This window comes from Azospirillum fermentarium (assembly GCF_025961205.1).
Classification (GTDB): domain Bacteria; phylum Pseudomonadota; class Alphaproteobacteria; order Azospirillales; family Azospirillaceae; genus Azospirillum; species Azospirillum fermentarium.
This window is the reverse complement of the sequence record NZ_JAOQNH010000001.1, coordinates 1,622,808-1,634,548: the sequence shown is the minus strand read 5'-3', so window position 1 is coordinate 1,634,548 and position 11,741 is coordinate 1,622,808. Positions and strand designations below refer to the sequence as shown.

The 11,741-nt window shown below is 69.9% G+C and carries 9 protein-coding genes; 4 read left to right on the top strand and 5 right to left on the bottom strand.

The annotated features are described in order from the left end of the window. Positions 1-192: 192 nt before the first annotated feature. Together secG and tpiA are read right to left on the bottom strand one after the other, a co-directional pair. On the bottom strand, positions 193-522 hold the full coding sequence (gene secG / locus M2352_RS07810) for a preprotein translocase subunit SecG (RefSeq protein WP_264663931.1): 330 nt from the start codon (positions 520-522) through the stop codon (positions 193-195). Positions 523-664: 142 nt separating this feature from the next. Next, on the bottom strand, positions 665-1,420 hold the full coding sequence (gene tpiA / locus M2352_RS07805; RefSeq protein ID WP_264663930.1) for a triose-phosphate isomerase: 756 nt from the start codon (positions 1,418-1,420) through the stop codon (positions 665-667). A gap of 318 nt (positions 1,421-1,738) precedes the next feature. On the opposite strand from tpiA, the gene M2352_RS07800 reads away from it, so the two are divergent. Both M2352_RS07800 and trpE read left to right on the top strand, forming a co-directional pair. Further along, positions 1,739-3,613: a SurA N-terminal domain-containing protein gene (locus M2352_RS07800; protein ID WP_264663929.1), complete on the top strand. Its 1,875-nt coding sequence runs from the start codon at positions 1,739-1,741 to the stop codon at positions 3,611-3,613. A 60-nt stretch (positions 3,614-3,673) separates the two neighbouring features. Beyond that, complete coding sequence (trpE, locus tag M2352_RS07795; RefSeq protein WP_264663928.1) at positions 3,674-5,188, top strand: anthranilate synthase component I; 1,515 nt, start codon at positions 3,674-3,676, stop codon at positions 5,186-5,188. A gap of 112 nt (positions 5,189-5,300) precedes the next feature. Here trpE and M2352_RS07790 read toward each other — a convergent pair whose 3' ends face one another. After that, entirely contained in the window at positions 5,301-7,004 is a 1,704-nt protein-coding gene (locus M2352_RS07790) for a hypothetical protein (protein ID WP_264663927.1), read from the bottom strand. Positions 7,005-7,203: 199 nt separating this feature from the next. Here M2352_RS07790 and M2352_RS07785 point away from each other — a divergent pair, with 199 nt between their 5' ends. Together M2352_RS07785 and M2352_RS07780 are read left to right on the top strand one after the other, a co-directional pair. Then, a complete protein-coding gene (locus M2352_RS07785) occupies positions 7,204-7,869 on the top strand; it encodes a hypothetical protein (protein WP_264663926.1) in 666 nt (221 codons plus the stop codon). Between the two features lie 184 nt (positions 7,870-8,053). After that, on the top strand, positions 8,054-8,497 hold the full coding sequence (locus M2352_RS07780; RefSeq protein WP_264663925.1) for a response regulator: 444 nt from the start codon (positions 8,054-8,056) through the stop codon (positions 8,495-8,497). Positions 8,498-8,523: 26 nt separating this feature from the next. Here M2352_RS07780 and M2352_RS07775 read toward each other — a convergent pair whose 3' ends face one another. Together M2352_RS07775 and M2352_RS07770 are read right to left on the bottom strand one after the other, a co-directional pair. Then, positions 8,524-9,849, bottom strand: coding sequence for an HlyD family type I secretion periplasmic adaptor subunit (locus tag M2352_RS07775; RefSeq protein WP_264663924.1), 1,326 nt, complete (start codon positions 9,847-9,849; stop codon positions 8,524-8,526). Positions 9,850-9,950: 101 nt separating this feature from the next. Next, a complete protein-coding gene (locus M2352_RS07770; RefSeq protein ID WP_264663923.1) occupies positions 9,951-11,699 on the bottom strand; it encodes a type I secretion system permease/ATPase in 1,749 nt (582 codons plus the stop codon). Positions 11,700-11,741 lie beyond the last annotated feature (42 nt).

Sequence of the window (11,741 nt, the reverse complement as noted above, 5' to 3'; positions counted from 1 at the left end):
ACCCGGCACCACGCATGGGGGCCGGGAACCGATCCCGAATTCCGCTGATGGGCGCCGATCGTCCGGCCCCCATCAAAAGGAAAGAGGCGGCTTCGGATACGGCCGCCTCTTTCTTGTTCTTTTTGCCGGTTTCATCAACCGGACGTCCGCCCCATCGCTGCCGGGCGGCTGGCCACGTCCCTTGAACGCCCGTTACTGCGCGACGGGCGGCGCCGGCTGGGCCGGGGCGGCGGGAGCCGCCGGGGCCACGGGCTGGGCCGGAATGCTATCGATGATCGACGCCGGGCGCTGGGCCCCGGTGTTGCCCGCCATGACCGCCAGGACGATGCTGGTCGCCATGAAGCACGCCGCCAGGATGGCGGTGGTGCGGGTCAGCAGGTTGGCCGTGCCGCGGGCCGACATCATGCCGCCCATGGTGCCGCCGCCGATGCCCAGGCCGCCGCCTTCCGACTTCTGGATCAGGATGACGCCGACCAGGGCCAGCGCGATCAGCAGGTGAATGACGAGAACCACCGCGTGCATAGACCTGTACCCTTCCCTCGCAGGCCGGATCCGGCCTTATTCATTTTGAAACCGGCCCATCAAAAACCGAGAGCGCGCCGGGGACCGTCACGGCCCCGGCGCGCTTGAGCCGCCATGTTATAAAGCGCGGCTCACGCGGATGCTAGCGGCAACTGGTGCCGATGGCCCAGAAATCGTCAGCCTTGAGCGAAGCGCCGCCCACCAGCGCCCCGTCCACGTCGGCGGTGGACATCAGTTCCGCCGCGTTGCCGGGCTTCACCGAACCGCCGTAGAGGATGCGCACCGCGTCCGCGTCGCCCAGCGCCTTGGCCAGTTCGGCACGGATGAAGCCGTGCATGGCCGCCACATCCGCCGGGGTGGCGGTCTTGCCGGTGCCGATGGCCCACACCGGCTCGTACGCGATGACCACGGTGGCGGCGTTGGCGCCGGCCGGCAGCGATCCGGCCACCTGGGCCCCCACCACCGCTTCGGCCTGGCCGGCTTCACGCTGGGCCTCGGTCTCGCCGACGCAGATGATGGCGACGAGGCCCTGGCCGATGGCGGCTTCGGCCTTGGCCTTCACCGCCGCGTCGGTTTCACCGTGGTCCTGGCGCCGTTCGGAATGGCCGAGAATCACGAAGGAGCAGCCGGCATCCTTCAGCATCTGCGGGCTGACGTCGCCGGTGTGGGCGCCGCTCAGCTTGGGCGCGCAGTCCTGCCCGCCCAGCGCCAGGGGGGAATCGGTGATGGCCTCGCCCACGGGGAACAGCAGCGGGAACGGCGGGCACACCAGCATGTCGAAGGCGACCGCACCGGCCCCCTTCAGCCGTCCGGCCAGATCGGAGGCCAGTTCCAGCCCGTCGGCCTTCAGCCCGTTCATCTTCCAATTGCCGGCGATCAGCTTGCGGCGTTCGGCCATGGTTTCCGTTCCCTCCCAGATCGAGAATCACACCTGCGGCGGGCCATCGGCCCGGCGGTGTCCCGTGTGTATCAGCCCGCCACGGCAATTTCCACCCGCCCGGACGGGCGCCCCGCGGCGCCCCCCGCCCCGCCGGGGAGAGGAGAGGCTGCGGGAGAGGGAGCATGGAGACGGTGGAGCATGGAGACGGTGTGGCAAACGGGCGCGCCCCCGCGCACATGGACAAAACGGACGGTTGCCGCCCCCCGGCGGCGCTTTTATGATGCCGCCCGACCGTCAGCCCCTGGCGCGGCCCTTTTCCTTGCCTGACCGGATACCATGCTTCAGTTCATCCGTACCTACGCCGGCTCGTGGATCGTCAAGATCCTGTTCGTGGTTCTGATCCTCAGCTTCGGTGTCTGGGGCATCGGTGACGTGATCCGCAGCGGCGGCCAGTCCTCCACCGTCGCCAAGGTCGGCCCGATGGAGATCGGCCGCACCGAACTGGATCAGGAATTCCGCCGCCAGATGGAACGGCTGCGCCCCCTGTTCGGCACCAGCCTGACCGCCGAGCAGGCCCGCCAGTTCGGTCTGGTGGATCAGGCGGTGAACGTGCTGGTCCAGCGCGCGCTCTACGATCTGGCCGCCAAGGACGCGGGCCTTAGCGTCGGCGTGGACACCGTGCGCCAGCGCATCGCCGAGGAACCGGCCTTCCGCAACGAGGCGGGGCAGTTCGACCCCACCCGCTTCCGCGCCGTTCTGCGCAACAACGGCCTGACCGAAGACGGTTACATCGCGGCCCTGCGGCAGGAGATCGGCCGCGGCCTGGTGGCCGGGGCCGTGGTGGCCGGGGCGGCGGCGCCCAAGCCGCTGGTCGATGCCCTCTACCGCCATCACGAGGAAAAGCGGGTGGCGGAGGTGGTGACCCTGCCCAACAGCACCGCCGGCGACGTCGGCACCCCCGACGATGCGGCGGTGAAGGCCTATTACGACGCCAACGTCGCCCGCTACACCGCGCCGGAGTTCCGCTCCGTCACCGTTCTGCCCCTGACCGTGGAGGCCGCGGGCCGCGACGTTCAGGTCTCCGACGAGGAGATCCGCGCGGCCTACGACGAGCGCTCGTCGGAATTCGGCCAGCCCGAACGCCGCACCATCCGCTTCGTGCTGGTGGACGACGAGGCCAAGGCCAAGAGCATTTCCGACGCCACAGCCGCCGGCTCCCTCGACGACGCCGCCAAGGCGGCGGGCGAGGAGGTGCGGTCCCTGGACAACGTGACCAAGCAGGAGGTGCTGGACCTCGGCGATGCCGCCTTCGCCCAGGAAAAGGGCAAGGCCGGCGCCCCGGTCAAGACCGCCTTCGGCTGGTACGTGATGCAGGTCACCGACGTGATCCCCGGTTCGGTCAAGCCGCTGGAGGACGTGCGCGCCCGCTTGGCCGCCGACATCCGCCGGGAAAAGGGTGCCGACCGCCTCTATAAGATCGAGACGCAGGTGGACGACGCGCTCGCCAGCGGTGCGTCGCTGGAAGAGGTGGCGAAGGGGCAGGATGTGGCCCTGGTCACCATCCCCGCCCTCACCGCCGACGGCAAGACCCCCGACGGCGCCCCCATCACCGGCGTGCCCGCCGTGGCCGAAGTGGCCCGCACCGCCTTTTCGCTGGAAGGCGGCAAGACCAGCCATGTGATCGAGACGAAGGAAGGTGCCTTCATCGTCGTGCACGTGACCGGCGTCACCCCCGCCACCCCCCGCCCGCTGGACAGCGTGCGCGCCGACGTGGTGGCCGCCTGGACCGCCGACGAGCAGGCCAAGAAGACCGCGGCGGCGGCGGCGGCCCTGGCCGACAAGCTGAAGGCCGGGGGTGAGGCCGGCGCCCTGGCCCAGGCCGCGGGCGGCACCGTCGCCCTGACCGCCCCCTTCACCCGCGACGCCACCAGCGTGGAGGGCGTGCCCGCCGATCTGGTCGCCAAGCTGTTCGCCGCGGCCCCCAACGACGTGGTGACCGGTGCTGCCGACGGCGCCCAGGTGGTGGCCCGGCTGAAGGAGATCGTGCCCGCCGACCCCGCCGCCCCGGGCGCCGACACCGCCACGCTGGCCACCCAGGTCAGCCGCGGCGTGGAAAGCGATCTGGCCGCCCAGTTCGCCGAGGCCCTGCGCCAGCGCTACCCCGTCACCATCGAGCGCCAGCGCATCGCCCAGATGTTCGCGGCCCCCTGATACCGCCCTGATCCGCCCCGTTCCCACCACCCACCGCCGCATCCGGCCGGAGTTCGTCCCGTGAAGGTTCTGCCCGATTTTTCCGCCTTCGCCGCCGCCTATGCCGAAGGCCGCCCGCAGGTGGTCTGGACCACGCTGGTCAGCGATCTGGAAACGCCGGTTTCGGCCTATCTGAAGCTGGCGGACGGGCGTCCGTTCGGCTTTCTGCTGGAATCGGCGGAGCGCGGGGCCGGCGCCCGGCGCGACCGCTATTCCGTCATCGGCTTCAAGCCCGATCTGGTCTGGCGCTGCCGCCGGTCGCAGGTGGAGGTGAACCGCCGCGCGCTCTATGACGCCGCCGGGTACGAGCCGTGCCCCCTGCCCCCGCTGGATTCCCTGCGCGCGCTGCTGGCGGAAAGCCGCATCGACCTGCCGGCGGAGTTGCCGCCCATGGCCGCCGGCCTGTTCGGCTATCTGGGGTACGACATGGTGCGGCTGATGGAACGGCTGCCCGACGGCAACCCCGATGAACTGGGCGTGCCCGACGCCATCCTGACCCGCCCGTCCATCGTCGCCATCTTCGATTCCCAGACCGATTCGGTGACGCTGGTCACCCCCGTATGGCCCGAGGCCGGGGTGGACGCCACCGCGGCTTATGCCCGCGCGTCGGAACGGCTGGCCGACGCCGTGGCCGATCTGGGCCGCCCGCTCCCCTTGCGCCGCGAGCCGCGGGTGGACGGCACGCTGCCCCTACCCCAGACCTCCAACACCACGCGCGAGGAGTATCACGCCATCGTGGAGCGGGCGAAGGAGTACATCCGCGCCGGCGACATCTTCCAGGTGGTGCCGTCCCAGCGCATCCGCATTCCCTTCACCCTGTCGCCGCTGGCGCTCTATCGGGCGCTGCGCCGGCTGAACCCGTCGCCGTTCCTGTTCCATCTGGATTTCGGCGAGTTGTCCATCGTCGGCTCGTCGCCGGAAATCCTGGTGCGGGTGCGCGACGGGAAGATCACCATCCGCCCCATCGCCGGCACCCGCAAGCGCGGCGCCACGCCGGAAGAGGATCAGGCGATGGTGGACGATCTGCTGGCCGATCCCAAGGAACTGGCCGAGCACCTGATGCTGCTGGACCTGGGCCGCAACGACGTGGGCCGGGTGGCCAAGGTCGGCACCGTGCGCGTGACCCACAAGATGGTGGTGGAGTTCTACAGCCACGTGATGCACATCGTCTCCAACGTGGAAGGGGAACTCGACCCCGCCCACGACACGCTGGACGCTCTGGCCGCCGGCTTCCCCGCCGGCACCGTGTCGGGCGCGCCCAAGGTGCGGGCGATGGAGATCATCGACGAGCTGGAAAAGACCCGCCGCGGCATCTATGCCGGCTGCATCGGCTATTTCGGTGCGTCGGGGGCCATGGACACCTGCATCGCGCTGCGCACCGCGGTCATCAAGGACGGCACCATGGTGGTGCAGGCCGGCGGCGGCGTGGTCGCCGACAGCGACCCCGAGGCCGAGTATCAGGAGACTGTGAACAAGGCGCAGGCGCTGATCCGCGCGGCGGAAGAAGCCGTGCGGGCGGAAGCGGCGCGGAACTGAAGAGGATGCCGGGGCGCTGCCCCGGCGCCCCGGCAAGGGCGATAGCCCTTGCATCCCATCAATAAAAAGCCCCCCGTCCTGGTCAGGGACGGGGGGCTTTTTGCTTCAGGTATTAGCGCGCCGGCTTGGCCGCACCCGGCGTCTGGCGGAAGGCGTCGATCAGGTACGGGGCCAGCGACTGGCGCATGGTGCGCAGCCAGTCGTGGATGATGATCAGCGAGCGCGACGCCACCGGCGGGGTCATGCCCAGTTTCACCAGATCCTCGCGGGTCATCTGCGCCACCTGATCCAGGCGGTGGCCGGTCAGGCGCGCCCAGGCCGGAGCCGTGCAGGGCGGCATGGAGATGAAGTCCACCCCCTCGCGTTCCTGCAGCTCGGCCTTGCGGCGGGCGTACTGGCTGTCCTCAAGCTGGGTGAAGGGGCCGGAGAAGGCGTTCTCCACGATCACCCGCTTGGCCTTGGGTGCTATGGCGGCGATGCGGTCCAGGGTCGCCATGCCGGTGGACAGCGACGCCAGATCGACCGTGACCGGGATCATGAACGTCAGCCGTTCGCCTTCACCCACGTAATAGTCGAAGCCCGACACCTCGGCCCAGTTGAAGAACCACTGGCTGATGTTGCCGCCGAAGTCGAACAGGCGGCCGCCGCGCTGCAGTTCGGGGCCGATCTGGTCCCAGAATTCATAAAAACCGTCACCCGACCCCATCATGTTCATGAAGTCCTGGGTGATGCGGCGGTGCTCGACGATTTCCGGGCCGAAGAGACGGGCCAGACGTTCGTTGACCTCGTACTCGACGACCTTGAGCTGCAGGCCCTCCAGCATCGCGGTCGCCATCAGGTGATGCGAGAGCAGAGTCTTACCCACCCCACCGCGGTCATTGAGGACGAAAATCGTTCCCAGCATGAAATCGCCTTTCCAAAGTCTGTCTGTCCGGTCGGAAGGAGAGACCGCTACGGATGCAGGTTCTATCACTACCGCCGGGGCGATTGCCACGGCCTTGGGCACCGGCGGCGGGGGCGGCGGCGGGGCCGGGGCCGGTTCGGGTGGTGGCAGTTCGGGTTCCGGCTCCGGTTCCGGTTCATCCTCTTGCACCGCAACCGGGGGCGGGGGCGGGTCATCCCGCGGTGCGGGGGCCAGAAGATCGAAATCTTTCAGGGGCTTGACCGGCTCCGACGCCGGCTCTGCCGCCGGGGCTTCGGCCACCGGCTCCGGCACGGGGGCGGGAAGCGGCGGTTCGGGGGCCGGGGCGGCGGCTTCGTCCGCTGCGTCATCCGCGCCTACCCTTGTCACCGGGGCGTCAGCGACGGTGGGGGCTTCGTCCGAATCCGTCACGGGCGAAAGCAGGGAGGGGACGGCGGGGGCGGGCGACTCGCCGCCACGCTCTGGCTCGGGAAGCGGTTCGGGTTCGGGGGCCGGCTCGTCCGGCTGGCTGTCCGGCTGCACGTCCGGCTCAGGGGTGGGAGGGGGCTCATCCCCTTCCCCATCGACGGGCAGGCCGGCGGCCAGGGCTGCGGCGTGGACGGCGGCGATGGTCTCGGCCGTGGCCCCGCCCTCCTCCGTCACCGAAGCGCCGGAACGGATCTCGTTGCCCACCAGGAAGAAGGCGGAACGCAGCGTCACCGGCGAAATCGGGTTGTTGTCGCGGGTGGTGATGCCCAGCCGCGCCAGAATGCCCGAAATGTCGGCCCACGACAGGCCGCGTTCGCGCATCAGGCTGATATCGCCGTAACAATCGCGCACCGCCTGCATGGCGCTGCGGTTCCCGGCGGGGCGTTCCGCCATCAGCCGGTCCAATTCCGTGCGGTCGATCGACACCGTGGCACCCGGACAGTGTGAGGATGGGCGGGCGGGAAACCCTTGGAGACACAAAAGGAAGCCTTTCCCCCGGACGGCGAAAAATAGTACAAGGCCCCATGGGGCGCAAACGGTTTCCCGCCGCGTTTCCGCTCGTGCCGTACGGGTGCGGAACAGGGCCGTCCACCCCTCGGAGCACCGGTTCGCAAGGGTTGCCACGATGCCGCCAGACGCCCGCGGGGGACGCGACGCCACCCAGACCATCGGTTTCCACGAACTGCGCCAGGCGTGCGAAATCTCCGCTCTGCGCCAGGATCTGGAACGGCTGATCGACGAAACCAGCGCGTTGCGGGCCTTCGTCGATGAACAGGTGGATCAGGTCAGCAGCCGCTTCGCCGCCCTGACCCCCGGCGATCTGGCCGACGCCGCGCGCATGCTGCCGCTGCTGGAATACGCCGTCGCCACCCTGGCCGGAATCCGCGATGCCGCCCGCCGCGCATCGCTGGCCACCGGTGCCATCCCCGACGACCAGCGCCCCGCCCCGCCCCGGCTGCGTGGAATGGACGTGCCGCCCGGCCCCGCTGCGGTCCCGGCCCCGCCACCGCCGCCCCAGCCCGCGGCGGTCCAGCCCGTGGCCCCGCCCCCCGCGCCCCCTGCCCCGGCGGCATCGCCGATTCTGGCAACCCCGGTGGATTCGCTGCTGCTGTCGGCCACCTCCGCCCCGCCGCCACCCGCACGGCACGGAACCACCCCCGCCCCGCTCAACGGCACCGTCGCGGCCCCGGTGTGGGTGCTGCCCGCCGCCGCCCCCGCCGCCCCGCGGGGCGCACGCCGGCCGGAACCGCCCAAGGACGTCGATTGGCTGGGACGCGGCAAGACCTTCTGACCCGCAGGACCGTTCCGCCGCCGCCGCGCGGATTGTCCCGATCGAGTTGGGTAATCCGCATTTTCGGCAAATATCATCCCACCACGGTATGGTACTCCGCCACGTCCCGCTTGATTTGAAGGGGGTAGTCACGCACAGTCTTGGTAAACATGTTGTTTACCGTCTCGCATCGGAGGGAGCGGCGATGAACGGGACCGATACCGATACGGATTGCATCGCCCACCCCCTTTCGCTGAGTCATCGCTCCTTGCGCCTGCTGATCGTAGAGGATGAAGTACCCCTGGCCCACGCCATCCGCGAGGTTGTGGAGGATCTGGGCCATACCGTCTGCGCCGTGGCCCATACGGAGGCCGACGCGCTGACCCTGGCCACCGAACACCGGCCCGAGGTGGCGTTGATGGATGTACGCCTGGGAAGGGGTGGGGACGGCATCGCCGCGGCCCGGCGGCTGAACAGCGCGCTGGGCATCCGCTCCATCTATCTGTCGGGCTACGCCGACCATTCCACCATGGGGCGGATCACCGAAACCTACCCGCTGGGGGTGGTTCACAAGCCGTTTTCCTCGGCCCAACTGAAATCGGTGCTGGAACTGGCCGCGCGCCGTCTCAAGAACGGCGCGCGGCCATAGGTGACCCTCTTCCTGAGAAGTGACCCTTATTCCTGGATGAACGCCTTGACGTACGACTGCTTCAGCGGGGTGACGAGGTAATCCAGCGGCGTGCGTTCCGACAGCAGGATGCGCGCCTCCACCGGCATGCCGGGGCGGATGGACAGCTTGCCGATGCTGTTGCCCGAGGCGTCCTCGCCGTTCAGCCGGATGCGGGCCAGGAAGTAATCCTGCCGCGTGGCCGGGTCGTTCAGCCGGTCGGCGGACACATAGGTCACGGTGCCGTCCAGCGTGCCGACGATGCGGGTGTCATAGGCGGTCAACTGCACCTTCACCGGCAGGTCCACGTGGACCGACTTGATGTCCTTGGGCTGGATGCGCACCTCGGCCAGAAGTTCGCGGCCCGCGGGCACCACGTCCAGCACCGGTTCGTTGGGGGTGACGCTGACGCCGGGGGCCAGATGGCTGTGCATCACCACCACCCCGTCGTCGGGCGCCTTGATGTCGCGGTTGGTCAGGCGGTTCTCGGCGTCGCGGATCTGTTCGGCCAGCTTCTGCACGTCGCTGCGGGCCTTTTCCAGATCGGTCAGCACCTTTTCGCGGAAATCGTTGCGGCGGCGGACGATTTCGCCTTCGGTCTCCACCTGCTGCTGCCGGCTCTGGGCGATGGTGGCCTCCAGCTCCTTGTCGCGGCCCATCAGGCTGGCCTGTTCCTTTTCCTGCTCCACCAGCTTGGTGCGGGTGGAGTTGCCGCGGCTGAGCAGCCCCTGGGTGATGGCGATGTCCTCCTTCACCAGTTCCAGTTCGCGGGCCAGATAGGTGCGCTGGGCGCGGACGCCGGCCATGTGCTCGTCAAGCGTGGCGATGCGCTCGCGCATCAGCCGTTCCTCGGTGTCCAACTGGCCGTGGCGGACGCGGAACAGCTTTTCCTGGTTGTCCATGGCGGTGGCGACCGCAGGGTCGCCGGCCCGCTGGTCCGCCAGCGCCGCCGGCCACGCGATGGCGTCCTTCTCGAACAGTTCCGCCGACAGCCGCGCCTCCAGCGCCAGGGAGTCGAGCCAGCTCGCCCGCAGCATCTGGAGGCGGGTTTCCGCCTCGGTCGCGTCCAGGCGGACCAGCACCTGCCCGGCCCGCACGCTGTCGCCCTCGCGCACCAGAACGCGGCCCACCTGTCCGCCCTCGTTGTGCTTGACGGTCTTGCGCCCGGTGTCGGGGGCCAGCGCCCCCGCGGCCACCACCGCGCTGTGCAGCGGCGCCAGGGCGGCCCACGCGGTCATGCCGCCGAACCCCAGCGCCAGGATGGCGCAGCCCCCGGCCAGAAGATTGCGGACCCCGGTCTTGGGCATCAGCACGGTGTGGGTGGTCTTGCTCATGGCTGAACTCGTTTCCTGAGATGTGACGGCGGCGGCAGGTATCGTGGCGGCGGCAGCGGGGCCGGTTCCCCCTCTCCCACCGGGGAAAGGGGGATCGGGGGTTAGGAGACGGCGGCCGGAACCGCGGCGGCCCGGCGGCCCCAGGCGGCGGCCCCGGCGGCGGTGGCGGTTTGCTGCCCGTCGTGGGGCCGCGGCTGCGCTTCCATGGCCATGCCGTTCTGGATGACGAAGGTCTTGTCGGCCATGTCGAGGAAGGCCGGCTGGTGGCACAGCGCGATGACCGTCGCCCCCTGTTCCTTCAGGGCGGCGGCGAATTTCCGCACGGCGGCGACACCGTTCTCGTCCAGCCCCGACACCGGGTCGTCCATCACCACCAGGGCCGGGGTGCCGAAGCCGGCACGGGCCAACGCCACCAGCTTGGCGAAGGACGCGCTGAGCGGGGTCAGCGGGTCTTCGGTGTTGGTCTCGTACCCCATGGGCAGGCTCTCGATCATGTCGTGCACACCGGCCCGTTCGGCGGCGGCACGGATCTCGGCCATGGGGACGTCCTGGAAGCGGGCGATGTTCTCGGCGATGGTGCCGGGCAGCAGGTCGGGTGTCTGGGGCAGATAGCCGATGCCTGCCTTGGGATCGTCGGGGGTCAGCGCGGTCAGCGCCAGCCCGTTCAGCCGCACCGTGCCGGCGGACGGGGCCTGGACCCCCGCCAGCAGACGGGCCAGCACCGATTTCCCCGCCCGGTTGGGGCCGAGGACGCAGGCCATGGATCCCGGCTCGATGCTCATGGACACGCTGCGCAGGATCGGCTTCTGGTCGCGGGGCGACACGAACAGCACGTTTTCCAGGGTCAGCCGGCCCGGCGTCACCGGCACCGCGTCACGCACCGGCTCGCGGTCCAGACGGGTCAGCAGCGGGATCAGCCGGCGGGCGGCATCGGCGGATTTCGCCAGCGGTCCCCACGAACCGGCGGTCTGCTCGACCGCGGCCATGGCCCGGCCCACCAGCATCGACGTGGCGATCATGCCGCCGAACGACAGGTGCTGTTCCATCACCAGCCACGCGCCGACACCGGTCACCGCGATCTGAAGCACCATCCGCACCCACTTGGTGACGGATCCCACCGCCGCCGAGCGTTCGGCGGACTGCCCGGCCAGGGCGGCGGCGGTCATGCTGTCGCGCACCACGCCGTCCAGCGCCGCCGGGGCCATGCGCAGGGCACGCACGGTGCCGGCACGGGCCTGCACGGCGTCGAACAGCCGCTGGGCGCGGGAGCTGGGCTGCTTGCTGTCGTCCATCAGCCGGCGGATCACCGCGTGCCCCAGCCAGCCGAAGCCGGTGATGAGCGCCATCCCCGCCAGCAGCAGCCCCGCCAGCAGCGGATGGATCAGGTAGATGCCGATGACGTACAGCGGCGTCCACGGCAGATCGAGAACGGCGGCGGTGGCCGGACGGGTGATGGCGCCCCGCACCTCCATCAGGTCGTTCAGCGCCTGGGCGTCGGGGCGGCCGCGGGCGGTGCTGTCCAGCACCTCGGCGCTGAGACGCGGGCGCCACGCCACCTCCAGCGCGTTGGCGGCGCGGGTGAACAGGCGGGTGCGGACCACCTCCAGCAAGGCGGTCATGCTGAGCGCGATCACCACCACCACCGACAGCATGATCAGCGTGTCGATGTTGTTGGACGGGATGGCCCGGCTGAACACCTGGAGCGAATAGAGCGGCAGGCTGAGCTGAAGCAGGTTGATCGCCGCGCTGAACACGAACGCCGCCGCCAGGATGCGGGTGACGAAAGCGCGGGTGGGGGGCGCCTGCTTTTCCCCCGCAGGGGCCGGCGGAAGGCGGTGGCTGTCGGTCATCCAAATCCTCCGATGAGCCGGAAAAGGGGCGAAGGGTTGCCT

Excerpts from the sequence above, each read along its gene's own strand:
- secG (WP_264663931.1), bottom strand. The coding sequence starts at position 522 with ATGCACGCGGTGGTTCTCGTCATTCACCTGCTGATCGCGCTGGCCCTG.
- tpiA (WP_264663930.1), bottom strand. The coding sequence starts at position 1,420 with ATGGCCGAACGCCGCAAGCTGATCGCCGGCAATTGGAAGATGAACGGG.
- M2352_RS07800 (WP_264663929.1), top strand. The coding sequence starts at position 1,739 with ATGCTTCAGTTCATCCGTACCTACGCCGGCTCGTGGATCGTCAAGATC.
- M2352_RS07785 (WP_264663926.1), top strand. The coding sequence starts at position 7,204 with ATGCCGCCAGACGCCCGCGGGGGACGCGACGCCACCCAGACCATCGGT.
- M2352_RS07780 (WP_264663925.1), top strand. The coding sequence starts at position 8,054 with ATGAACGGGACCGATACCGATACGGATTGCATCGCCCACCCCCTTTCG.
- M2352_RS07775 (WP_264663924.1), bottom strand. The coding sequence starts at position 9,849 with ATGAGCAAGACCACCCACACCGTGCTGATGCCCAAGACCGGGGTCCGC.
- M2352_RS07770 (WP_264663923.1), bottom strand. The coding sequence starts at position 11,699 with ATGACCGACAGCCACCGCCTTCCGCCGGCCCCTGCGGGGGAAAAGCAG.